This is a genomic window from Brevibacillus antibioticus (assembly GCF_005217615.1).
GTDB lineage: Bacteria > Bacillota > Bacilli > Brevibacillales > Brevibacillaceae > Brevibacillus > Brevibacillus antibioticus.
This window is the reverse complement of record NZ_SZNK01000001.1, coordinates 3,034,069-3,057,753: the sequence shown is the minus strand read 5'-3', so window position 1 is coordinate 3,057,753 and position 23,685 is coordinate 3,034,069. Positions and strand designations below refer to the sequence as shown.

The 23,685-nt window shown below is 47.6% G+C and carries 20 protein-coding genes; 10 read left to right on the top strand and 10 right to left on the bottom strand.

The annotated features are described in order from the left end of the window. Positions 1 to 1,188 carry a glycosyltransferase family 2 protein gene (locus tag E8L90_RS14250; protein ID WP_137029957.1) on the bottom strand — a complete coding sequence of 396 codons (1,188 nt, stop codon included), beginning with the start codon at positions 1,186 to 1,188 and terminating at the stop codon, positions 1 to 3. Between the two features lie 123 nt (positions 1,189 to 1,311). After that, on the bottom strand, positions 1,312 to 2,160 hold the full coding sequence (locus E8L90_RS14245; RefSeq protein WP_137029956.1) for a DUF1698 domain-containing protein: 849 nt from the start codon (positions 2,158 to 2,160) through the stop codon (positions 1,312 to 1,314). Positions 2,161 to 2,367: 207 nt separating this feature from the next. Here E8L90_RS14245 and E8L90_RS14240 point away from each other — a divergent pair, with 207 nt between their 5' ends. The 6 genes from E8L90_RS14240 (at position 2,368) to E8L90_RS14215 (ending at position 8,138) form a co-directional block, all read left to right on the top strand. After that, positions 2,368 to 3,213, top strand: coding sequence for a hypothetical protein (locus tag E8L90_RS14240; protein WP_137029955.1), 846 nt, complete (start codon positions 2,368 to 2,370; stop codon positions 3,211 to 3,213). Between the two features lie 113 nt (positions 3,214 to 3,326). Further along, positions 3,327 to 4,730 carry a sugar phosphate nucleotidyltransferase gene (locus E8L90_RS14235; RefSeq protein WP_137029954.1) on the top strand — a complete coding sequence of 468 codons (1,404 nt, stop codon included), beginning with the start codon at positions 3,327 to 3,329 and terminating at the stop codon, positions 4,728 to 4,730. Further along, entirely contained in the window at positions 4,723 to 5,814 is a 1,092-nt protein-coding gene (gene rfbG, locus E8L90_RS14230; RefSeq protein ID WP_137033443.1) for a CDP-glucose 4,6-dehydratase, read from the top strand. The genes E8L90_RS14235 and rfbG overlap by 8 nt, the downstream gene beginning before the upstream one ends. A gap of 24 nt (positions 5,815 to 5,838) precedes the next feature. After that, positions 5,839 to 6,618, top strand: a complete 780-nt coding sequence (gene rfbF, locus E8L90_RS14225) for a glucose-1-phosphate cytidylyltransferase (protein WP_137029953.1) — start codon at positions 5,839 to 5,841, stop codon at positions 6,616 to 6,618. A gap of 13 nt (positions 6,619 to 6,631) precedes the next feature. Further along, positions 6,632 to 7,225 carry an FkbM family methyltransferase gene (locus tag E8L90_RS14220; RefSeq protein ID WP_137029952.1) on the top strand — a complete coding sequence of 198 codons (594 nt, stop codon included), beginning with the start codon at positions 6,632 to 6,634 and terminating at the stop codon, positions 7,223 to 7,225. A gap of 25 nt (positions 7,226 to 7,250) precedes the next feature. Beyond that, positions 7,251 to 8,138 (top strand): NAD-dependent epimerase/dehydratase family protein, encoded by an 888-nt coding sequence (locus E8L90_RS14215; protein WP_137029951.1) that lies wholly within the window; start codon positions 7,251 to 7,253, stop codon positions 8,136 to 8,138. Positions 8,139 to 8,189: 51 nt separating this feature from the next. Here the strand turns inward: E8L90_RS14215 and E8L90_RS14210 are convergent, their stop codons facing one another. The 6 genes from E8L90_RS14210 to E8L90_RS14185 all read right to left on the bottom strand — a co-directional run bounded on the left by E8L90_RS14210 (position 8,190) and on the right by E8L90_RS14185 (position 14,985). Continuing rightward, a complete protein-coding gene (locus E8L90_RS14210) occupies positions 8,190 to 9,629 on the bottom strand; it encodes an FkbM family methyltransferase (RefSeq protein WP_137029950.1) in 1,440 nt (479 codons plus the stop codon). A gap of 27 nt (positions 9,630 to 9,656) precedes the next feature. Then, the gene (locus tag E8L90_RS14205; protein WP_137029949.1) at positions 9,657 to 10,763 is read right to left on the bottom strand and encodes a glycosyltransferase family 4 protein; all 1,107 of its coding nucleotides are present in this window, start codon (positions 10,761 to 10,763) and stop codon (positions 9,657 to 9,659) included. Next, positions 10,760 to 11,716: a GDP-L-fucose synthase family protein gene (locus E8L90_RS14200; RefSeq protein ID WP_137029948.1), complete on the bottom strand. Its 957-nt coding sequence runs from the start codon at positions 11,714 to 11,716 to the stop codon at positions 10,760 to 10,762. Before E8L90_RS14200 ends, E8L90_RS14205 begins: the two co-directional genes overlap by 4 nt. 30 nt (positions 11,717 to 11,746) lie before the next feature. Continuing rightward, positions 11,747 to 12,982, bottom strand: coding sequence for a glycosyltransferase family 2 protein (locus E8L90_RS14195; RefSeq protein ID WP_137029947.1), 1,236 nt, complete (start codon positions 12,980 to 12,982; stop codon positions 11,747 to 11,749). A 45-nt stretch (positions 12,983 to 13,027) separates the two neighbouring features. Beyond that, positions 13,028 to 13,999, bottom strand: a complete 972-nt coding sequence (locus E8L90_RS14190) for a GDP-mannose 4,6-dehydratase (RefSeq protein ID WP_137029946.1) — start codon at positions 13,997 to 13,999, stop codon at positions 13,028 to 13,030. 125 nt (positions 14,000 to 14,124) lie between these two features. Then, positions 14,125 to 14,985 carry a hypothetical protein gene (locus tag E8L90_RS14185; protein ID WP_137029945.1) on the bottom strand — a complete coding sequence of 287 codons (861 nt, stop codon included), beginning with the start codon at positions 14,983 to 14,985 and terminating at the stop codon, positions 14,125 to 14,127. A 197-nt stretch (positions 14,986 to 15,182) separates the two neighbouring features. Between E8L90_RS14185 and E8L90_RS14180 the strand changes: the two genes are divergently transcribed. Next, on the top strand, positions 15,183 to 15,890 hold the full coding sequence (locus tag E8L90_RS14180; RefSeq protein ID WP_137029944.1) for a hypothetical protein: 708 nt from the start codon (positions 15,183 to 15,185) through the stop codon (positions 15,888 to 15,890). A gap of 6 nt (positions 15,891 to 15,896) precedes the next feature. Here E8L90_RS14180 and E8L90_RS14175 read toward each other — a convergent pair whose 3' ends face one another. Further along, positions 15,897 to 17,633 carry a phospho-sugar mutase gene (locus E8L90_RS14175; protein ID WP_137029943.1) on the bottom strand — a complete coding sequence of 579 codons (1,737 nt, stop codon included), beginning with the start codon at positions 17,631 to 17,633 and terminating at the stop codon, positions 15,897 to 15,899. A gap of 106 nt (positions 17,634 to 17,739) precedes the next feature. Here E8L90_RS14175 and glf point away from each other — a divergent pair, with 106 nt between their 5' ends. After that, entirely contained in the window at positions 17,740 to 18,861 is a 1,122-nt protein-coding gene (gene glf / locus E8L90_RS14170) for a UDP-galactopyranose mutase (RefSeq protein WP_137029942.1), read from the top strand. Here the strand turns inward: glf and E8L90_RS14165 are convergent, their stop codons facing one another. Then, positions 18,862 to 19,656: a glycosyltransferase family 2 protein gene (locus E8L90_RS14165; protein WP_137029941.1), complete on the bottom strand. Its 795-nt coding sequence runs from the start codon at positions 19,654 to 19,656 to the stop codon at positions 18,862 to 18,864. It abuts the gene before it with no gap. Between the two features lie 191 nt (positions 19,657 to 19,847). Here E8L90_RS14165 and E8L90_RS14160 point away from each other — a divergent pair, with 191 nt between their 5' ends. After that, positions 19,848 to 20,816, top strand: coding sequence for a GDP-mannose 4,6-dehydratase (locus tag E8L90_RS14160; protein WP_137029940.1), 969 nt, complete (start codon positions 19,848 to 19,850; stop codon positions 20,814 to 20,816). A gap of 154 nt (positions 20,817 to 20,970) precedes the next feature. Next, positions 20,971 to 23,448, top strand: a complete 2,478-nt coding sequence (locus E8L90_RS31105) for a BMQ_0737 family morphogenetic spore coat protein (RefSeq protein WP_279633652.1) — start codon at positions 20,971 to 20,973, stop codon at positions 23,446 to 23,448. Positions 23,449 to 23,685: the final 237 nt, after the last annotated feature.

Sequence of the window (23,685 nt, the reverse complement as noted above, 5' to 3'; positions counted from 1 at the left end):
TTAACTTCTTGAAAAAGTTCTGTACACGATCACTTCGTCATACGAAAGCGGAATAATCTCTTCGGCCATGTATCCCCCCACGATTCTTTGCTGGACTTGCGGGGTGCTCGGTACACCGACACTGGAAGAAGCGATGTCCACACGGAGTGTCGTGGCATTCGGATCGAGTGGAATTTCGAGGGCAAAGGTGGGTTTATCAACGGTGTAACTTTTTACGTTTACGCCATTCACGAGCGCAGTCAAAACAATGGGCTTCGGTAATTTTACGGGGGAGCCAGGGATTTTACCCTTCACTAACAACATTTGAGCCGGTGTAGATGGATCTGATTCAACAATCGCACGCAGGACAGGAGGCGCCCACAAGTCCATCCCCCGATTCATGCTTGTAATTCTGGTTGTATTGGACGGAAAGGACTTATAGATCCTCAACAGGTCGAGTACACCCATGCCTTTGTATTGTGGAACGTACGATATCCAATGGCTGGGGATGGATGAATAATTTTTCGCAAGTGATCGTAATACTTCAGGTACGCCGACGGAATGCCATTGGGTGGCTGATTTGCAAGTCGTGTGGATTCGAGCGTTTCCTAAGTAGTGAGGCACATAACCGATTGGATAAAATTTGGCGATGCGCATCCACAGGTCGTAATCCATGCAAAATTGCAGCTTTTCATCAACGCCCCCCATATGCCTGAAGACGTGGGCTCTGATGAAGGCGGATGGCTGGCAAATTACGCAGCTCTGATACAACTTCTTGGAATCAGCCTGTTCTGACGGGTAGGTAGTGGATACTTGACCGTGCTCGTTCATCACATGGCAATTGCCGTGAAGCATTCCCCAGGCCGGGTTACCCGCAAAAGCATGAACAGCCTTCATAATGGCGCCAGGTACATAAGTGTCGTCTGAATTGAGCCAGCCGATAATTTCCCCTCTTGCCAGTGCAAGGCCTTTGTTAAGTGCATGAGACTGTCCGCGATCCGGTTCGGAAATATAACGGAAGCGCGGATCTTTTTGTGCATATTCTTGCAAAATGGAGAGCGTATCGTCAGTCGAACCTCCATCTACCACGATATGCTCAAGGTTTGCATAGTCCTGGGTCAATATGCTATTTATCGTCTCACGTATAAACCTGCCTTGGTTGTAAGAGGGGGTAATGATACTCACTAATGGTTGCTGTGAGTGGGACACGAGATTCACTCCCATCTTTCCATCATAAAAAATACATGCACTACCATCAGACTATGAAAGAATGGAAAATCGGGTACACAAGCATCGTCGATCTTGTGCACCCGATTTCAATTTACCCGGATTTTACAGGTAGTCCGGAATGATCCCTGGATTGCGGAATATACGGAGTAACTCCGCGTGACAGTTCTGGTCGATCTCGCTACCAGGAATGGCTCTTGCCACGAGGCTGATGCGACCTGCATCGTAATTGTTAATTTTGCCAGAGGGGATGGTCCGAACCGATTCAGGAATGACTTCAAACAATGTGCCTCGGAGCATCTCCTCAATGCAAAGGACAGATGGCAACCACCACGTCGTATCGTCCTTATAAATCCGGTTCATTTGTCCAGGAGCTCCGTTGTAGACCATGATGGATTGATTCGTATCCAAAATACAGGCAGTTTCCAACAAGAGGTGCCCACCTGGTTTAATCACGCTTCGGCATTGCGACAATGTCCACATCGGATCGCGCAGATGATAGAGCAGACCAAGATGCTGGACGACATCAAATTGATTGTGCCGAATTTGATGAGGGAATGGCAGTGGTTCTATAAAATCGTCCATCAGCAAAACTTGCAGCCCCTCCCAAAGTTTATAAGGGCTGGTATTGTACAGCGGCAAAACTTTGCTTTGCAGGATGTTCTTGCAAAACTCAAAATTCAAATAGAGCGGCTGCATACAGTCCGTTGCCACGACAAGACTTGCCCCTCGCTGCTCCGCTTCAAAAGCCCACATACCGTCAAAGCTAGCCAGATCAAGAACGCGTTTCCCCGAATATGGGATGTATTCTCTGGATTGTCTCGTCATATTCCATATGCCTTCCAGAAGCGAAATCCCGGGTGTGACAATCCCGGGTCGCAGCGGGATCTTATGGTACCATCGCCGTTTGTTGATCTCATCGAGGATTTCCTGATCTGTCCAAAATCTTCCCATCGACATGTCCCCCTCTACTGCAGAGTGCTTGCCCTATACGATATGTTCGGATCGTGTTGGGGGAAATGATATAAATACATTAATTTCGTCCTATTCACGTCTAAAGTTGCTTGGCAACAAGGAGGTTTTCGGAAAAAAGGCATATGCCCGTTTCTCGTTGTCTGTCACATACATAAAGTATGGGGAGAAAAAGGAGGCGGAAAGAGTATGCCCTTGCCCATCGTGATCATCCATCGAGGGGACGATGATTATCTCACATACAGCTTGCAGCAAGCGAAAAGAAGTAATCCCCATTCGCCTGTCTATTTGATAGGGAACGGAGGAAACAGAAGGTATGCGATGAATGGCATCATTCATGAGATGATAGACGATTACATGCCTGCTGCTAGTGAAATGACGAGAGTCTATAAACATATTCATTTTATGCCCTATGAGTACAATCTGTTTTGTTTTCAAAGATGGTTTATTTTGTTGGCGTTTATGGAAAGGCATCAGATTCCGAAATGCTGTTACATCGATACGGATGTCATGCTGTTTACCGACGTGAGCCATCCGCGCTTTGATAATTTTATGATGGAATTCGTATGGACCAATTTCGTAGATAGGCAGAAGTTGGAACTATATTGTGAGTTCATGAAGTCTCATTTTGCCAATCCGATTGCATTCGCGCAAGTCGTTCAATACACCATGCAGAGAAAGGAACATGTACGATTCAATCAACCTCTCATAACGGATATGGTGCTGGCCTTGCTCTTTCTTGAGCGGCTCATGGGTTACCAAATCACGAATGGCTTGTTTCATGATGGCATAATTGACGGGAATATTCAGCAGGCGACATCGATGGAAAATTTGTATGGCTATAAGAAAATTTACTCGATAAATGGTGTCCTGTGCTGCAAGGATAAGGCAACTGGGCGATATCTGCCGGTGTTTTCTCTTCATTTTCAAGGATATACGAAGCACCATATGAAGTTTTTCACGACTCCCTATCTCCCCCAAGTCGGTTCTTACATTTTCGATTATATTTCTAACCGTTGGATTCAGTTTCTATAGGCTTCTATCATTCCTCGTGTTAGTTGACCATTTTCATTGGGCGATAGAGCATCGACTGCGACAGACGCATAAGATGGTGCATACAACACGATAAACGGATCGAGGTGGCCTGAGTGAAACTGATATTACTATCGGGTGGTTCAGGGAAAAGGCTGTGGCCGCTCTCCAATGATGTCAGGTCCAAACAGTTCTTGAAATTGATAGGCAATGCACATGCCCAACCAGAGGCGATGGTTCAACGAGTATGGAGGCAGCTAGCCTCCCGCAATTGGTCGGAGCCTGTTTATATTTCAACAGGCCGCTCACATGTTGATTTGCTTCAAAGCCAACTAGGTGAAGACGTTCCTTTGATCGTGGAGCCGGAAAAAAGGGATACCTTCCCTGCCATTGCTTTAGCGGTAACCTATTTGTACTCTGCTTTGACAATGGACCCGGATGAAGTCATCGCCATCATGCCTGTAGATCCATTCGTTGAGGACCGCTTTATGGACAGGATCAAGGAGCTAGAGAACGTCATCCTCAAATCTGGCGCGAATCTCGCATTAATCGGAGTGAAACCTACGTATCCATCTACGAAATACGGCTACATTGTTCCACAGCTAGAATCACAATCGGATCAGGGTAAAATACCCCCTGCCTATCAAAAAGTAAAAAGCTTCAAAGAAAAGCCGTCCCTTGAGCAAGCGCAGGATTTAGTAGAAAAGAAGGCCCTGTGGAATTGTGGAATTTTTGCTTTTCGATTGGGCTATCTGATTCGCGAATTGGAGCAAAAAGGATTACCTACTGAATACAACCGCATGCTTGAGCAATACAGCCAAATGCCTGCTATCAGCTTTGACTATGAGATTGTAGAAAAGGCAGAGAAAGTAGTTGTTCTCCCGTATGAAGGAGCCTGGAAGGACCTAGGGACGTGGAATACGCTCACGGAAGAAATGAGCGGGAATACAATTGGTAAGGTTTTGCTGGATGAGAGCTGCACCAATACGCACGTTATCAACGAATTGGACATCCCTATCGTGTCCATCGGTCTATCGGATATGATCGTGGCGGCGAGTCCGGATGGCATCCTTGTTTCTTCTAAGGAACAAAGTCATATGGTCAAAAATTTGTCTTTGGATTGGACAAAGCGCCCAATGTATGAAGAGCGGCGCTGGGGATGGTATCAGGTTATGTATTTTCAGAAGAATGAAGACGACGTGGAAGTATTAACGAAACAAATCCATGTATACGCCGGGAAAAATTTGAGCTATCAGTACCATCACCACCGTAGCGAAGTATGGATCATCGTAGAGGGCAGCGGAGAGTTCATTTTGGATGATCAGCTGAGCCAGGTTGGACCAGGTGACGTATTGCAAATCCCGGTAGGCGTCAAACATGCAATCAAAGCTACGACCGAGCTGACATTCATCGAGGTACAGATGGGCAGTCAACTGGTGGAAGAAGATATCGTTCGACTGGGGATGACGTGGTCAGCGATTCTCGAGCAAATTAGGAAGCGCGGTGATCGCGATGATTGATCCTGCGTTTTGGCGAGACAAAAGAGTGTTGATCACAGGTCATACGGGATTCAAAGGGGCATGGCTGTGCCTATGGCTGCATCATTTAGGGGCGAAGGTAACAGGGTATGCGCTAGCGCCGCCGACGAATCCGAGTATTTTTGAGTGTGCCCAAATCAGCTCATTGGTCGATTCGATCATTGATGATATCAGATCGAAGGAAAGTGTTCAAAAGGCAATCAACCAAGCAAAACCGGATATTATCATTCACATGGCCGCTCAGCCGCTGGTGCGTTTATCGTATCAATATCCGGCGGAAACTTTCGAAATCAATGTCATGGGTACGGTGAATGTGCTCGAAGCGGCGAGAGTGGCTGTGCAGAACGGAATGAAAATCAAAGCAATTATCAATGTTACAACGGATAAGGTTTACGAAAATCGGGAGTGGGTGTGGGGATACCGTGAGCAGGATGTGTTGGGCGGATATGACCCGTACTCCAACAGCAAAGCATGCTCGGAGCAAGTGACTGCCTCCTATCGCAATGCTTTTTTTCACCCAGAGCAGTATCATCAGCATGGCGTAGCCGTTGCTTCAGCGCGAGCAGGAAATGTAATTGGCGGCGGTGATTGGGCTCTTGATCGCTTGATACCAGATTGCCTGAGTGCCTTGATAAAGGGAGAGAAAATCACTATCCGAAATCCTAAAGCAGTTCGACCGTGGCAGCACGTCCTTGAGCCATTAACAGGGTATTTGATGCTCGCTGAAAAAATGTGGGGAAATGGCAAGGAGTACGCCCAGAGCTGGAATTTTGGTCCGAATGACGAAGATGCCAAATCGGTAGAGTGGATCGTCCAGCAATTGTGTGAGCGATGGGGGGCTAGTGCCTGTTTTGAAGCAGAGCGAACCGATCCACAATGGCACGAAGCCCAATATTTAAAGCTGGACTGTTCCAAAGCCAAAAGCGTAATAGGCTGGAAGCCCAACTGGTCGCTCGAACAGTCCTTGGACAGTATCATTTCTTGGCATAAGGCTTATGAGCAAAAGCAAGACGTAAGAGAAATTTGTTTGGACCAAATCGTGGCGTATACAAATAAGGACAAGTGAACAACAGAGGAAGGAGGGTAGCCAATGAAAGTCGTCATCCTAGCAGGAGGGTATGGCACACGCATTGGAGAAGAAACGCATCTTCGTCCCAAGCCGCTCATTGAGATCGGTGATTGGCCCATCATTTGTCATATCATGTCCATTTATTCCAAGTACGGTTTCCATGATTTCATCATCTGTCTCGGGTACAAAGGCTACATGATCAAGGAGTACTTTGCGCACTACTTTCTTCACCATTCTGATGTGACGTTTGATTTTCGGAAGGACAATCAGGTCACTTTTCACAACCACAATACTGCTCCGTGGCGAGTCACTTTGATTGATACGGGGAAAGACACAGGGACAGGGGGAAGGGTGAAGCGGATAAAGAAGTATGTGGGAGAAGATACATTCATGCTGACGTATGGAGATGGCTTATCCGACATCAATATCGAACAGCTGGTAAAATTTCATCGCACGCATAAAAAACTCGCAACGATCACCACGACTCAACCGCCAGGCAGATTCGGAGCATTGGATATTGCCAATGGGAACACCGTAACAGGATTCCAAGAGAAGCCAAAGGGGGACGGCGGGTGGATCAATGCTGGTTTTTTTGTCATGGAGCCGGGTGTATTTGACTATATTGCGGGTGATGAGACGGTATTGGAAAAAGAGCCGTTGGAGAGCTTGGCCAAGGCAAATCAACTAATGGCCTTCAAGCATACCGGTTTTTGGCAGCCAATGGATACGCTCCGAGATAAAAACTACTTGGAAGAACTGTGGAAATCCGGAAAGGCAGCATGGGCATCTAGCCGAACATAAGGAGGAAGCAGGAGTGGGCGGATTAAACGAGAACAGTGAAGAAGTTTTTTCTCCGATCGGATACGGGGACATAACGATCGATTGTGGGGCAAATTATGGGGTCATTACACAAAAAATGGCGGATAAAGGCGCTCTCGTCTTTGCGTTTGAGCCGAATCCATACGTATTTGAGGAATTGAAAAAAAGGGTAGGCGCCTATCCCAATGTCGTATGTATAAACAAAGCGGTTTGGCATAAAAACGACAAGCTGCGCTTGCATTTGCATGATCTTTACCATACGGATCCGGCAGGGTCTGCTTATGCCTCTTCTCTGCTGACTAATCATCCAGTTACGAATCCCGAAAAGTATGTAGAGGTAGAAGTAATCGATTTGACTCAGTTTATCCAAATGCTCAATCGCCCGATCAAATTGATCAAAATCGATATCGAAGGGGCAGAATTTGAACTGTTGGAAAAAATCGTGCAGCAAAATTTACACCTGCGAATAGAAAAAATCGTCGTAGAAAATCATGAATGGCTGATCGAAGACTTGAAAACGAAAGCCGATCACTTTCGAAGGGTCATGCATGAAAAACGAATTCACAACATCGACTTGAACTGGGTATAAAGCAGTTAAAGGGGAGCGATCCCAAATGAAGATACTTGTGACCGGCGCGACGGGCTTTCTCGGAAGTCAGCTCGTAAAAGCGCTGCGATTGGACGGACATACCATCATCATTTTGAAAAGGAGCACTTCCGATTGTTCGCGTATCAAGGAAATATTGCCTGATTTGATTACGTATGATACGGATCACGGTCAATGGGAAGCTCCTTTACTTGAGCAGGGGAAAATCGATGCGATCATCCATACGGCAACCTGTTATGGACGCAACAACGAGAGCCACACCACGATGGTAGATGCCAATGTGACCTTTCCGCTGAAACTGCTGGATATGGCCATGCGCTTTGGTACCCCTTTTTTTCTAAATACAGATACGTTTTCCAGTGCGCCCATCCGATTATCCAAACATCTACAACCATACAATTTGACGAAGCGTCAGTTTCGAGAATGGGGAAAATGCCTAGCAGATACCTCTTCCCTACAATTCATCAACGTCCGGCTGGAGCACGTGTATGGTCCTTATGACAATACGAATAAATTTGTCACTTCTGTCATCAAGAGCTGTCTCGAAAATCAACCTGAACTAAGGCTTACAGAAGGGAAGCAAGCAAGGGACTTTATTTATGTGGAGGATGTTGTTTCTGCCTTTCGCGTGCTGTTGGCGCATGCTGCTCGTTTACCCGCAGGCTTTACGGAATACCAGGTAGGGACAGGTACGGCTACTTCGATACGAGAGTTTGTAGAACGGGTTCATCAGATGACTCAATCAAGCACGGTTCTGAAGTTCGGATCGATTGCCTATACAGATAGGGAAATCATGCATTCACAAGCAGATACACGATCGTTGCAAGGACTAGGGTGGAATCATCGAGTGAAGCTGGAGGATGGATTGAGAAAGGTAATGGCCACTTTCAAATAGAAACGCAACAAAAAACATGGCGAGCCTACAGCCATGTTTTTTCATGTGCGCTTAATCGAGGAACGTCTTGTTTGTGCAAAACAGATCAGCGTGAAAAGGTTTCATTTCGTCTAGTAAGTGGTTGTAGTTCTTCACCTTTACCACTGTATTGTCCCGTTTAAACATATATAGATGGGTAAACAATTTCTCCAGCAGGGTGTATAGCACGAGTGGATGTCTGCCGAAGTTTTCCGTGATGCTCTCAGGGTTGAATTCAATGATCACATCCGGGTCCCACTGCTTAAGCGTTCGCATGGCACTTTCCAAGACGATGACCTCAGAGCCTTCCACGTCAATTTTAATCAGGTCAATGCGCGAAATCATATTCTGCTCTACCCAGTCATCCAGCCTGACGCATGATATGAATTGGGTGGATTTCTCTACGGCTTCTGGCTCATGCGGGATATAAGACCATCCGCCTCCACGCGGGTCTTCATTAAAATGAATGTTCCCGTTGCGGTCCGCTATTCCCAGTTGGAGTGGCTCGACATTGGTAATATGATTCTCGGACAGGTTTCGCAGGAGATAAGGATAATTGGCATCGGAGGGTTCGAATGCGTACACCTTGCCTTGAGGCGTGAGATAGCTCAGGGCGAGCGAGATCGCACCGATATTCGCTCCGATGTCTAGGCAAACATGGTCAGGTTGTACGATTTTTTTCAGAGGAAGGATCACATAGTCTTCATAGTATCCCTTGTAATAATCCATAAAGTACAGGACGCTTTGATCGGAGTCGTCCCCATAGACGGTAAAGGTTTGATTGTCAAACGGCAAGTGAAAGTCAACTTTCTTCATCGAATTTGTTGCTCCTTCAAGTGGATTGTAGATCATGATGATGTCATTTCCTACGACGAATAAGAGGTCGGGACGAAGAGAATGAACGAATTCTCGTAGTTCTTGGATCGTGGGATAATCGTTCAACAATGGATTGGGACCAATAAAGCAACGAGCATCATCAATCAAAATGACGTGATTTTGGACAGAATGCTGCAAAATGGCAGTCAGCTCATGCAGTATAGGGGTGTCCAGGTCTCCTTTGGCTGCCTCAGATGAGCGAGGAATGTAATGGCCGTCCAGCCAAAACAGGCAAGGTGTCGTAACGGAGTACATTAGGTTGGACAACACTTTTCCACTGTCACCGTGGAGGATATGGATGTGGCTATCGCCTGAAAATCTCTCTTTTGCCGCGATAAACAATTCTTCATCCAGCTCAATGGAAACGAGCAAGTCGAAATGGTTTTTCATCGCTTGCAACATGTCACCCTTAAACGTACCTGTCTCGATCAAGGTGCGGATGCCCATCGTTTTTGCTATATGCTTGATCTTCGACCTTTTCAAATCGTTTGTCGGTGCTTCCAACAGCCAAAAATCCCAAGTTTCTTGTTCTGTTAATGGAAACGGGATTCGGCGTTCCCTCCTCCACGTATCCCGAATTTGCTGCATGCGTGACATACAAAGATGACCTCCTTTCAAATGACATTATCGTGCGATGGAAGAAAAGACAGCCAATGTTTCGCGCGCGCATTTCTCCCACGAAAAATGCTTGGCTTGATGGACGCCTTTGGTAACCAGTTCAGCTCTTGCTTCAGGTGTCAAATAAAGATGGGCGAGCTTCACCGCGATATCATCGGAAATATTCGGGTCGAAGGTGAGAGCAGCGTCACCCACCACCTCAGGGATGCTCCCTGCATTGGAGCATACAATTGGAATGTTGGACTTCATGGCTTCCACCAGCGGAATGCCAAAGCCTTCAAAGAGGGAAGGAAAGCAAAGGAACTGGGCATTCCGATACAAGTAAGGCATCTCTTCCTGCGGTACGTAATGGAGCCATTTGACTTGGTCCCATAGCTGGTTATTTGTGATGTAATTCATGACGTTTTGATGAGCCTCTTGAGCAAAACCGGTGAAGACCATGGGAATTCGTATTTGGTGTTTATCCCGCAAAGTCACGAGTGCCTTGAATACATTCAGGTGATTTTTGTGATGCCATGTATTCGCGGGGAAAAAGCCGTATTCGCTGGGCAGCTTATACTTTTGTATGACCTGTTGATTGAGAGCCTCATTATGCGGCAAGGAAAATTCCCGCGAGGCATCCAGGTGGATCGCATGTACTTTGTGCGGAGGAAGCCCGAATTTTTGGAGGATCGTTTGCTTGGAAAACTCTGACAGAGTCAGCACGGCACTGCAACGCTCTGCAGACGATTGGTAGTTGTCTTTTCGCCAGCGCAAGGAATGAGCATCGAAAAACTCCGGGTAATACTCGTGCTGGATATCAGGAATGTTGATAACAGAAGGGATTGTGACATCGGATGGATTCAATACAAGCAGCGGGCAAAACCACAAATTCAACTGCAAGGAGTTCATCCAGAAATGAAGCATCGCGTGTGCATTACCGTGGTCGGGGACCATGAATTTGCGCACATTTTTTTGCGCCTCAAAGGTATGGAAATTGTGTGAGGATAAAAAAAGAAACCACTGATGGCCGTCGCCAGCATTCATCGAGTAGGCTAGCAAGTTCCTGACATACTGCTCCATCCCGCCGATTTTGCCAGGAATCACTGACATCAGGTTTATTCCGACTCTCATGTAGGGATCCTCCCTTGCACGTGAGGATGTGCCATGTACCAAGCAATCGTTTTCTCCAAGCCAGCGAGTAAGGACGTTTGTGCCACGAAGCCGAACCGTTCTTTTGCTTTGGTCACATCTAAAAGGCGGCGCGGCTGTCCGTCTGGCCTGGTTTTATCCCATTCGATCTCTCCTTGGAAGCCGCTTAGCTGCCTGATGATTTCGGCTAAACTTTTTATGGAAATTTCGTGGCCGGAGCCGATATTGACCGGTTCCGATTGTTCATAGCGCTGTGTAGCCGCAATAATCGCCTGTGCCGCATCTTCGACATAGATGAACTCTCTCGTCACGCTTCCTGATCCCCAGAGAACGATCTTCTTTTCACCATTTCTTATGGCGTCCACACATTTTCGAATGATGGCAGGGATGACGTGTGAGGTTTCCAAATCGAAGTTGTCGCCTGGGCCATACAAATTGACAGGAAGCAAATAAATGGAATTGAACCCGTATTGCTCGCGATAGGCTTGCGATTGCACCAGCATCATTTTCTTGGCCAAGCCATATGGAGCATTGGTTTCTTCAGGGTAGCCATTCCATATATCTTCTTCACGAAACGGGACGGGTGCATGCTTGGGATAGGAGCAAATCGTTCCGATAGCGACAAATTTTTCGACGCCAAACAAGCGGGATTGCTCCATGAGCTGAGTCCCCATGATCAAATTATCGTAAAAGTATTTTCCGGGATTTTTTTGATTCGCGCCGATTCCGCCGACCACGGCAGCCAAGTGAAGAATGATATCGGGACGGAAATCTTGCAGCATCCTGTTCACATCATGTTCTTTGCGAAGATCGTATTCATGGCTTCTAGGGATGAAGATGTCCGTACAGTCCAGCTTGCGCAATTGATGAACGACGTGGCTTCCTAGAAATCCTGATCCACCAGTAACCACAATCCGTTTTTTCGCCAGATTCAATTCGTGTCAACCTGCCTTTCTCGTCCGCATTCAAATTCGAGGCGAAGGGACTCTGCGATTTACCCAATTTTCGATATCGGCCTTGCCTTTGGTAAATTCCTGATAAAATTGGTACTCCTCATAGGAGAGCGGGAGGACTTCTTCCAGGTGGTAGCTGATAGATCGCTTGACTTTAGGATTGTTGGGGTGGCTCTGAAGGATCTGCTGGCTGCAAAAAATACTCACTTCACATTGCTGGCCCTCTGAGGTAATGGGAATCACGACTTGAAAACGCGCCTGGGTAACTTGGAAATTGTGTACGAGTTTCCCATTCCTCATGACATGAAAATGCAGGAGAGGGGCGGTATTTTGGTTGCTTCCTTTGATAAGCAAAGCGTTCATCGGTCCATGGCTGGCTTCGATGGTCATTCGCAGGTTTTGGGGAGCCCATGAGTCCGAGTAGCGGTTGGATGCAATGATTTGGGGAGATGGCCCGAATGCATGATACGCTTTTAGTTTATTGAGAAACCAAAAGGCCCCTTGCTTGTAATGCTTCTGCGTATAGTGATAGAGCCATTCATTCGAGATGGTGCCATGATGCTTCACGCTTGTTTTCAAAATTTCGGAAAACCCTGGCTCCAATTCATAGACAAACGTTTTGCATGCGTCATATAAGCGTGAGTTAGCCAAGAATTCCGGTATCGTTCCAATCGGATAATGCAGCGAAATCCGGTTCCACAAATCGTAATCCATGCACCAGTCGTGTTCTTCATTTACACCACCAACTGCTTCAAAGGCATGCTTTCGCAGGAAAGCAGCGGGTTGGCAGATGATGTTGAAATTAAACAATTTTTTTCTGTCAAACTCCACCCAAATGTACGGATATTTTACTTTGTCATCCTCATCAATGTGGAGCCCTTTACCGTATACCACGCCCCATTCGGGATGCTGCTGTAAGGCTGCCACAGCCTTTCGAATGGCACCGGGAAAATACGTATCATCCGAATTGAGCCAACCGATAATCTCACCACGTGCCATTTGCAATCCTTTATTGATGGCATGGGATTGGCCGCGATCTGGTTCGGAAACATAGCGGAAGCGGTCTGCCAGGTGGCTGTATTGCTGCAAAATATTCTGTGTACCGTCAGTTGAGGCGCCATCTACCACAATATGCTCAATATGGGGATAGTCTTGTGTCAATACGCTCTCAATCGTTCGTTTGATAAATTTTGCCTGATTGTACGAAGGGGTGATGACACTGACGAGAGGAAGGGATTGCATGGACATAAAAAGTTCCCTCCTGATTTTTTTCTACTCATCCACTCGACGTTTTCAAGAGCGGTTCTGTTGGCGTAGTACAGAGCGCCAGTCATTCAATAAATCTTCCATCGTTTGCTGGAAAGAGATCTCGGGCTCCCATCCCGTTTTTTCCCGGAACAGCGAAGAGTCTCCCAATACAATGTCCACATCAGAGGGGCGCAACCGGTTGGTGTCTACGTGGATTTCTACTTGCACATCCGTCAAGCCCAGAAGGGTCTTCAACATGTCCTCGATGGTATAGCGAGTACCTGCGGATATATTGTATACATCACCTGGTTCGCCTCGCGTAATCGCCAACCAATACGCTTTGACAATATCCCGTACATCCGTGAAGTCTCGAATCGCCTCAAGATTGCCGACGTGCACTTTTGGCTCTTGCAGACCAAGCTCAATCTGGGCAATTTGTTTGGCGAAATTAGAGGTCACATAGCTTTCGCCTCTTCTCGGACCGGTATGGTGAAACGTACGTGTACGGATGATCGCCAGACCGTAACTGTGATGATATTGATACCCGAGATAATCCTGGGCAATTTTACTTACCGCATAGGGGTTGAGAGGACGAAGGGGATTGGTCTCCTTAATGGGGATTTCCTCTGGATAAACCAAACCGTATTCCTCACTGGAGCAAGCAATTTGAATTTTGCAAGGAACAGCATGGTTGCGTACCGCCTCGAACAAATTTAACTGTGGGACAATATTGTTCATCATCGTATCTACAGGAGACGACAACGAGGTGGGGACGAAGCTTTGAGCAGCCAGGTGAAAAATGAGATCGGGCTTTATTCTCTGGATGAGTTCATTTACAGATTGGGGATCTTTTAATTCACAGTTTTCCATATGCACGCAATCCATCAGGTGCCCCAGCTGCTCTTTTTTGGTAAGGGACCGGAATGTACCGTAAACATCTACATCTCCCCGCGACAGTAGATACTCAGCCAAGTGACTGCCGACAAATCCCGTTACTCCGGTAATCAATGCCTTCATGAGTCGAATCCCCCCTGTCTATGATGCTCATAGCGAAGGATGAACAGCTTAACGTATTATGAATATGGAAAAACGTGAAAAATGGCACGGCGTACAGCTCGTTTCCAGAGGGAATTTTATGGGGATCAGGGCTCGACACGCACCCATTTGCAGGTCGCATAGTCGAAAAACATGAAATCATCTGTGTTCGGGATAGCCTGTGAGCCAAAGAAGGGGATATAGGCTTTTGCATGTCCTTGAAAATGCAAGGAATGAGCAGGAAGGTAGTCAGTCGTGCCCGTTATTTTGCAAAAAAGAGCACCAGCCTTTTGATAAATCTGCTTCTTCCCATCTTGACTGTCAGCCTGCGGGCAGGATGGAGCAAAAGGACAGTTGAGATTATGATCAAAAAAGCCGTTGGCGACTATACCATACGTAGCTTTACGGCGAAGCGCGTAATTGTGAAACAGGATAAACAACACCATGTCGGAAATGGGGACATCTCCCATTTCTTTTGCGAATTGAAGCAGAGTCTCGTAGTGAAGAGGGTCGCGAAAAAATTTGGTCGCGTAATCGCAAAATTGATTGAGTTCTTCCAGATCGCATACGGTCGTCCAGGTATACTCAAATGTAAAGTCATCGAACTCCTCGTTGTATCGCTTGCTGATATCGGTGAATAGCATGACGTCCGAGTCCAGGTAACAGCAACGTTCTATCCCTTGATTCCTCATAAAATCGCGCAAAATAAACCAGCGTTGGAAGCAAAACAGATTGTATTCGTAGGTGTTGGAAGTGGAGTGCTTGTAAACAAAAGAAAAAGCTTGGGCACTTTGGTAGAAACGACTCAACAGGAAGTGCTCTGTATTTTCCGCAGAAAGATACTTGTTTTCTGGGCTCCCGATAAGAATGACACGAGAAGAAGGGTTGCTGTATTTCGCCTGTTGCATGCATAATCCTACATGCTCTTCAGCCGTTCTGTGAATAAACACGATGGGCAAACTCACCATTATACATCTCCTCTGTCTGACAAAATGCCTGATAGGCTCCTATTGATAAACTCTATCCTAATATATTGTCCCGGGGAGGGCCTTGAAACCATGCAAATAGCCTGTTTTGCGGCCTGTTCCATGAATGACCAATCGTATCCGCAAAAAGATAAATATGATACGGAAAGAGGGAGATTGTGAATGGAGGCATGGAGAGAATGGATGTGTTAAACCAATATGAAAAACGAGTGTATTCTCAAAATGGAGAAGACGGCATCATTGAAGAAATATTTTCACGAATTGGAACTACGAATCGCTATTGTGTAGAATTCGGCGTTGGAGATGGCTCGGAATGTATGCTCAAAAATCTCGTCACGCAGCACGGATGGAGTGGATTAGCGATGGAAGGCGACCTGAACAGCTGCAATAAAATGTCTACGGATTATGCTGCCTATCCCCAGGTCATCATCAAGAATGAGTTAATCACGAGAGAAAATATTGCTGGTTTATTCGAAAAAAATGGTGTCCAAAAAGAATTTGATCTGCTCTCTATCGACATTGACGGCAATGACTACTGGGTATGGCAAGCTCTTTCTGCTTACACCCCGAGACTTGTCGTTATTGAGTACAATGCGGCTTTTCCGCCTCCACAAAAAATGGTGATTGTGTATCAACCGGATTTTAAATGGGGTGGCAATACCTACTATGGTGCCAGCTTGAGTTCCTTGACCATTTTGGGAACCAGCTTGGGATATGCCTTGGTGGGGACGGATTCAAAGGGCGTCAACGCTTTTTTTGTAAGACGAGACTTGCTTCTTCAATCCGGTTTCCCTGAATTAACACCAGAACAGGCTTATCATCCTCCTCGTTACGGAACAGTCGCGGGCGGACATCCTCCTCAGTCCGGTCCCTATTTTGAAATCTAGTCCTTACTAGAAATCGAGTAGCTGCAAGACAGCTTGCTTCAAGGTGAATAGCTTTTCTTGGCTATCTTGACTATTGGTTCCTTTCACTCCTAAATAAATTTTGATTTTGGGCTCCGTACCTGAGGGTCTGACACAAAACCACGAATGATCGTGGAAAAAGTATTTGATCGTATCCGAGGCAGGTAAGGTGAGCGGTGTGGTTGTACCTGTTTGACAATCTGTGCGGATTCCGCTGGTATAATCTTCGATAGCTAGGATGGGGTGGGAGGCGATTTGGGCAGGGGGCTGACTGCGCAGAGAAAGCATCGTTGCCGATATTTTTTGCATCCCATCTCCTCCTTTGCACGTGAAAGAAATCAGCTCTTCCGCATAATGACCGTAACGGTTGAATAACTCATTCAGTGTGTCCGCGAGGCTTTTGTGCTGAGATTTGTAATACGCGCACATGTCAGCAATTAGCAAAGCAGTTTGTACAGCATCTTTATCCCGGACAAAATCGCCGATTAAATACCCGTAGCTTTCTTCGTACCCAAATTGGAAGACGTACGCTCCACTTTTTTTATAGGCTTCGATTTTTTCGCCAATATATTTGAACCCTGTCAGGGTGTCTTCTGTCGATACACCGAAGTCTGCCGCGATGGCTCTGCCCATTTCGGACGTGACGATTGTTTTCAAGACAAGGCCGTTTGTGGGGAGCTCCCCCTTTTTTTGTTTGGTTTCCAGCAGGTAATGAAGAAGCATGGCTCCCAATTGATTCCCTGTCAGGACGCTGTAGTCTCCCGCCTGATTTTTGACGAGCACACCGAGGCGATCTCCATCAGGGTCCGTCCCCATTATGATGTCGGCATCCATTTGTTTGGCGGATGAAATCGCTAATCGAAAGGCTTCAGGCTCTTCGGGATTAGGAGAGGCAACGGTCGAAAAGTTAGGATCGGGGATAGCTTGCTCGAGAACGACACTCACTTGTGTATACCCAAACAATTTCAATCCCCGTGTGATGGAGTCATGCGTCGTGCCGTGTAGGGGAGTAAAGACGATTTTCACTTGCTCTCGGATCGCAGGAGATAAGTCTAGATGGACGCGCAATTGCTTTACTTTTTCCAAATACGCATGCAAGAGAGAATCGTCAATGTAGTGGAGCAGTCCATTTTTGTACAGCTCTTGCTCATCTGCTGGAGTGATTTCGAGTTCATTTCCGGCTGCAACGATATGGTCCATCAGTCGTTCGGCTGTCGCGAGCGTAATTTGTCCTCCGTCTGCGCCATAAATTTTGTAGCCGTTATATTCGGGCGGATTATGGCTTGCTGTAATGACAATGCCAGCACACGCGGAAAAATGGCGCACAGCAAAGGAAAGCAGAGGGGTAGGAGTCAGCTGTTTGAATATACATGTAGTAATCCCGTACTGACCGAGAACTTTGGCGGTTTCCTTGGCAAACAACAGTGAGTGTTTCCGTGAATCATAGGCAATGATGACTTTTTTGACGGCCAGATCCGGATATGTTTCGAGTAAATAACGAGCCAGCCCTGCGCTTGCTTTGCGAATCGTGTAAAGGTTGATGCGGTTTATTCCCGGCTCCATGACCCCGCGCATCCCTCCGGTTCCAAATGCAATCGGGGCAGAGAAGCAATCCGCAAGCTGCTTTTCATCAGCGTGCATGGTGGTTAACTGCTGACGAAGCTCTGGATCGAGGGATTCACACTCGTTCCAGCGTGTGTAGTGTTCGTGCCAGTTTGCATTCATGTAGAGTTCACTCCCACGTGTAGAGTACGACATCATTTACTAAGGTATTAACGGAATGGTAAGTGAGTGAGTGGATGTGAGTAAGACGGGAGGAGGTGAGTCTACCATGAAGGTGGATTGGCTGATTGTCGGAGCTGGATTCACGGGTGCTACACTCGCAGAGCGGATTGCCAATGAGCTCGATCAGAAAGTGTTGGTGGTAGAGGGGCGCAATCATATCGGAGGAAATGCCTATGATTGCTATGATGAGCAGGGGGTACTGATTCACAAATACGGTTCGCACACCTTTCATACGAATTCCAAGCTGGTCTGGGACTATTTATCGCGTTTTACCCAGTGGCGGCCGTACTTCCATGAGGTGCGTGCCTATGTCGATGGCATAAAAATACCGTTGCCTTTCAATTTAAATGCATTGTCCGCATTGTTTTCTCCGCAATATGCTCAGAAACTGGAGAGCTTGCTGATCCGTCAATATGGATACGGGGCGAAGATTCCAATTCTGAAGCTTCGGGAAAGTGCTCATGAAGAGCTTGGCTTTTTGGCTGAGTTCATTTATCAAAAAGTATTTCATCGGTATACGATCAAGCAATGGGATTTGAAGCCGGAGGAGCTGGATCCGTCTGTTTCGGCAAGGGTTCCTGTGTATGTCAGCAGGGACAATCGGTTTTTTCAGGACGCGTATCAGGGAATTCCGTTGCATGGCTTTACAGCAATGTTCCATCGCATGCTCGACCATTCGAATATAAAGGTGCTCCTCAATACGGACTATCAAGAAATCGCGGATGAATTTAGGTATAAACGTATGATTTACACCGGCCCGATCGATTCCTTTTTTGGCTATAAGCATGGGCGATTGCCTTATCGAAGCCTGCGCTTTCATTTTGAAACGCATCAAAAGGCATGGTATCAAGAAGTGGGGACTGTCAATTATCCCAATGAGTATGATTTCACCAGAATCCTCGAACAAAAGCACCTCACAGGTCAAGTCGTTCCTCACACAACCATATCCTTCGTATATCCACAGCCGTATTCACCTGGCGAAAACGAGCCGTATTATCCAATTCCCCGCAAGGAAAACAGTCAACGGTACAGCCTCTATAAACAAGAAGCGGAGCAAATACGCGATCAAGTGCTTTTTGCGGGCAGACTTGCGGATTATCAATACTACAACATGGATCAAGCGGTGGCGCGGGCATTGACCTTGTTTAAGCAGATTGTCTCAGAATAGTTAGGAAGGCTTCTCTTTTGGAATGAGCTTGCTCACATAGATCCAGCCCTGGGGTGTGTACACAAAAACAGGCTCGTACTCGTCTCCCCACAGTTTCAAGATTTTCGTTAGAATGTACTTTCTTGCTTTTGTCCATTGCGGCCAGTTTTTTGTATGGGAATTGTTGCTCTCGTGAATCAAATAATGATAGAGGTTCGCATCGACCCAGTGAATATCGCCTGTTCCGATCAATTTTAATAACATGTACTTGTCATGAGAAAACCTTCCCTGCATGGGATCGTCACATTCAAAGCCGCCGACATCACGAACCGCTTGTGTCCGATAAAAACGAGGCCAAACCATCGGAGCTTCCAGGTAATCATACTTATCTTCATAGCTCCGAGGCCGCATGATTTCGGATAGTTCACGCTTGTCACCCACTTCCCTCCAAAAAACGGTGTTGGAGAACACGACGTTCGTGGTTTCCGGCTGGCGTTCCATCTCATTCAACAAAATTTCTAAGGTTTTTCCGTCGAACCAGTCATCCGAGTCAAGTGAGACAAAGTAGGGCGTATCAATTCGTTCCAGAGCAGCAGCCATTGTTTTTCCAATCCCTGAATTTTCAGGGAGTAGCACGTAGTGAATGCGGGGATCACCGAGGTACTTTTCGACGATGGCTTGTGTGTGATCAGTAGAGGCGTCATCTACAACGAGGAGCTTCCATTCCTTGTGTGTTTGGTGCAACACACTTTCGATGGCTGCGGGGAGATACTTCGCCCGATTATAGGTTGGAATCACGACGGTAATGAGCGACATGTCACCTGCCTACCTCCTTATTGATCTATGACAACGGCTTGCTTTCATTAGTTTATTACGGACTTCTATTCTTGACCCTCACCCTGACAACTGAACGTATGAACATGATCCGGCATAAGCTTAAGAGATGCTCAAGGGAACTTACCGGAATCAACATTACGGCACAGCCTGAAGAAGGGGAGTAGAAGCGGATGAAAACAGCTTTCCTCACAGGAATCACAGGTCAGGACGGCGCCTACCTAGCAAAATTTCTGCTGGAGAAGGGGTACCATGTGGTGGGACTTGTTCCACGTCGGAGCACAGTGGACAGGTGGCGGTTGGAGTATTTGAACATCGCAGATCAGGTAGAGTACAAGGACGGCGATCTATTGGATGTGTCGTCGTTGACACGTGCGCTGAAGGCATGTAAACCAGCGGAAGTGTATCATTTAGGTGCGCAGAGCTTTGTCGGTTCGTCGTGGGAACAGCCTATTTTGACCGCGCAAGTAACAGGAATGGGTGTCCTGCATGTTCTAGAGGCGATTCGGGAAACAGACCCCGCCATCAAAATGTATCAGGCTTCGTCAAGTGAGCTGTACGGATTAATCCAGGAGCCACAGCAATCGGAGCAAACGCCTTTTTACCCGAGAAGCCCATATGCAGTCTCCAAGCTGTTTGGCTACTGGATGACCAAAAACTATCGGGAAAGCTTTCAGATGTTTAGCACCAACGGCATTTTATTCAATCATGAATCACCTTTGCGTGGGCTGGAATTCGTTACGAGAAAAGTGACGCATGGTGTTGCAAGAATTGCCGCCAACAAGCAAAAGGAACTGCGGCTAGGGAATATTCAGGCGAAGCGGGATTGGGGCTTCGCTGGAGATTTCGTAGAAGCGATGTGGCTGATGCTCCAGCAGGATAAGCCGGATGATTATGTCATCGCGACGGGAAATACATCGACAGTGGAAGAGATGTGCAAAATCGCCTTCGATTATGTTGGGTTGAACTACCTAGATTATGTAGTGATCGACCCACAACTATATCGGCCAGCAGAAGTGGACATTTTGTTGGGCAATCCGGAAAAAGCGAAAAGAGAGCTCGATTGGACACCGAAAACGAAGCTGGAAGAGCTCATTCACATGATGGTCGAAGCGGATATGCAGCGGGTGGTAAAAGCATAGCGGAATCGATAGGTCTATGACCGAGTGACGAGGCGTCCTGCCTAGGGGACGTCTTTTTCTTTTCTTTCACCTATGTCGCATCTAGGGTCAACACATATATATAGAAGTGGGTAATTATGTGTGTATAACCATGCTTGGAAAGGAATGGTGGGTAATGCCTACACAGAACTTTGCTTTTACGGGCGCCATTCAAACCTTTGTCGTCCCTGCAACCGTTACTTCGTTGACGATTCGTGCAGTAGGTGCACGAGGCGGTGACGGACTCACCACTGGAGGGAGGGGGGCGTATATTCAGGGCGACTTTCCCGTGACACCCGGTGAGGTATTATCTATCCTCGTAGGCGGAGCGGGTGGTGGCGATGATTTAACCGCAGGGGGTGGAGGCGGCGGATCATTTGTTTGGCGCACGATGAGTCCCGTTACTGCTGCCAACATTCTGATTGCAGCAGGTGGTGGAGGTGGCGGTACTCAAGGCTCCCCGGGAGTCAATGCGATTGAATCGAGTACATCTGGTCGAGCAGGAGAAGAGACATTAAAAGGTGCAGGGGGAGTGAATGGCCTCGGAGGTGGAGGAGGCAGCGGATTCTTAGGGGGAGGCGGCGGTGGAGGAGCAGGTATCATTGGAAACGGTGCCAACGGCTCCACAGGTGCCATAGGAGGAACCGCTATTCATGCTGGGGGTGCCGGGGGAGGTACTGGAGGTTTTGGCGGCGGCGGGTCAGGGAGCGCAGGTGGCGGAGGCGGTGGAGGATATAGCGGCGGTGGGGGTGGTGGGGGTACAAACCTTGTAGAATCATTCGGAGGCGGAGGAGGCGGAGGTTCCTTTAATGCCGGACTCAATCAGAAAAACGTTTCCGGTGTGGGAACAGGCGATGGTATCGTAGTCATCACGTTTGCGGCTGTCACACTCCATTTTACGGGCGAGCTTCAGACCTTCGTCGTTCCTCCTTGCGTAACTTCTATGACGATTCAGGCAGTAGGGGCGAGAGGAGGCTTTTCCGGAGGTTTTTTTGATGCTGGTGGAGGAGCGTTCATTCAGGGGGATTTTCCTGTCACTCCCGGTGAAGTATTGAGCGTTTTGGTTGGAGGAAAGGGAGTTAATCGTAGCGGCGGTGGCGGCACATTTATATGGCGGACTGTAAACCCGGTGACAGCGACCAATCTGCTCGTAGCAGCGGGTGGGGGTGGCGGTGAAGCCAATTTTCTGCCTGGAAGGGATGCAGCGCTCACCGCAGGAGGAACGGCCGGATCGCCTGGCGCAGCTGGAGGGGTCAATGGATTAGGTGGCGGTGCGGGAGCGCCAAACGATGGGGGAGGCGGTGGAGCAGGCATTGTTGGAAATGGTTCCTCCTCCCCAGGGGGTGGCGGCGGCGGAACCGCGATCAATGCCGGTGGCGCGGGTGGAACGCCTGACGGAAGCGGCGGAGCTGGTGGTTTTGGTGGCGGCGGAGGAGGAGGAGAAAGTGGCGGCGGTGGCGGTGGAGGCTTTAGTGGGGGTGGCGGAGGAAACGGATTAGATCCCTTGTTTCCTCTAGTCGCTGGGGTCGGAGGAGGTGGTGGCTCATTCAACGGGGGAAGCAATCAGGTTAACTTGACGAGCATTGGGCTTGATAATGGAGAGGTCTTCATCAGTTTTCCTTTCGTCGAACCCCCGACCATCTCATGTCCCTCCAATATAAGTACCGGCTCGGATCCAGGTGTGAATTTCGGAACCGTAACGTACACGGTAACAGCGGCAAGTCCTAGCTGCGGCATTGTTTCGATTTCCTGCAGCCCGTCCGGCGTCGTTCACAATTTCCCGTCCTTATCTGTAGCTGAAGTAGTTGAGACCATGGCGTTTCCGCGGGGAATGACAGTGGTGACGTGCACGGCAACCGATGCGGCTGGAAATACGAGTTCCTGTTCGTTTACCGTTACAGTTACAGAAGTATTTCCAACAGCCACGCCTCCGCCCCCGAACAATCTGGAGGCTAGGTGCATCATGGTACAAGAGGTGTACGACTGGATTGTCTCCACGAACAATGAACGAAGCAAAGTATCCATCCCTGATGAGTGCCTTCCGTTGATTGACGAAGCCATACAGTCAGGTCAAGATATCTCTATTCAATGCATAGAGCCTGTCGTCCCTCCGCCATTTCCGCTCTTTCATCGCTCACATGCGAAATCTGTCTCCGATTTTTCCTGCAGCATCGTCAATGTTCGCAGAGTGCAGATGACGATCAATCAAACAACTTTTCTGGCAGGTATGGTACAGTTTGTTTTCCAGGCAACTGTCCTGATCCGCGTCTTCGCGAATGGTGACTTTTTGTGCGAATTCCCGGTTGTCGTATCATTTGACGATGAAATCATTCTATGTTTGCCAGAGCCTTTAGACGAAAACAACATCTCCTGCAGGATCACAGGTATCGAGTGTACACCGAATGAGCACTTTTTGCTTGGTGGAAGGGTGGAATTGGAAGTGATCATCTGCAAGGAGATTCAGGTACATGCGGAAGTCAAAATGGAGGTGCTGGGGAAATTTTGTTCGCCGCGTCCAAATAACATTCCTGCTCCTACTCCTACCCCCTCTTTCCGTTGTCCGCCTTTCGGTTTTCCTCGACAATGCCTCTCGATCTTCCCGAGTCAGGATTAGGTGCTGCCAAAGTAAGATCACGACAAGAGTTTAGGAGGGACGTTTCATAGGGAACGTCTCTTTTTTGTTGCAGATATCAAACTTTCTGCTAAAACGTGGTGGCTCATAGGCTTATGACAATGATGTGATAGTACTCCGTTTTGAAAAGAAAATGGAGATGTCACCCTGTTGCTTTTTTTGGGTGAGCCTGTTTACGAAAATGAGTTAGCCTATTCTTGTTCAATTCTAGGAAAAGGC

Coding starts and splice junctions, on each gene's coding strand:
- rfbG (WP_137033443.1), top strand. CDS start 4,723: ATGATTGATCCTGCGTTTTGGCGAGACAAAAGAGTGTTGATCACAGGT.
- E8L90_RS14160 (WP_137029940.1), top strand. CDS start 19,848: ATGAAAACAGCTTTCCTCACAGGAATCACAGGTCAGGACGGCGCCTAC.
- E8L90_RS14185 (WP_137029945.1), bottom strand. CDS start 14,985: ATGGTGAGTTTGCCCATCGTGTTTATTCACAGAACGGCTGAAGAGCAT.
- E8L90_RS14175 (WP_137029943.1), bottom strand. CDS start 17,633: ATGAATGCAAACTGGCACGAACACTACACACGCTGGAACGAGTGTGAA.
- E8L90_RS14190 (WP_137029946.1), bottom strand. CDS start 13,999: ATGAAGGCATTGATTACCGGAGTAACGGGATTTGTCGGCAGTCACTTG.
- E8L90_RS14195 (WP_137029947.1), bottom strand. CDS start 12,982: ATGTCCATGCAATCCCTTCCTCTCGTCAGTGTCATCACCCCTTCGTAC.
- E8L90_RS14245 (WP_137029956.1), bottom strand. CDS start 2,160: ATGGGAAGATTTTGGACAGATCAGGAAATCCTCGATGAGATCAACAAA.
- E8L90_RS14210 (WP_137029950.1), bottom strand. CDS start 9,629: ATGTCACGCATGCAGCAAATTCGGGATACGTGGAGGAGGGAACGCCGA.
- E8L90_RS31105 (WP_279633652.1), top strand. CDS start 20,971: ATGCCTACACAGAACTTTGCTTTTACGGGCGCCATTCAAACCTTTGTC.
- glf (WP_137029942.1), top strand. CDS start 17,740: ATGAAGGTGGATTGGCTGATTGTCGGAGCTGGATTCACGGGTGCTACA.
- E8L90_RS14165 (WP_137029941.1), bottom strand. CDS start 19,656: ATGTCGCTCATTACCGTCGTGATTCCAACCTATAATCGGGCGAAGTAT.
- E8L90_RS14205 (WP_137029949.1), bottom strand. CDS start 10,763: ATGAGAGTCGGAATAAACCTGATGTCAGTGATTCCTGGCAAAATCGGC.
- E8L90_RS14180 (WP_137029944.1), top strand. CDS start 15,183: ATGGATGTGTTAAACCAATATGAAAAACGAGTGTATTCTCAAAATGGA.
- rfbF (WP_137029953.1), top strand. CDS start 5,839: ATGAAAGTCGTCATCCTAGCAGGAGGGTATGGCACACGCATTGGAGAA.
- E8L90_RS14215 (WP_137029951.1), top strand. CDS start 7,251: ATGAAGATACTTGTGACCGGCGCGACGGGCTTTCTCGGAAGTCAGCTC.
- E8L90_RS14240 (WP_137029955.1), top strand. CDS start 2,368: ATGCCCTTGCCCATCGTGATCATCCATCGAGGGGACGATGATTATCTC.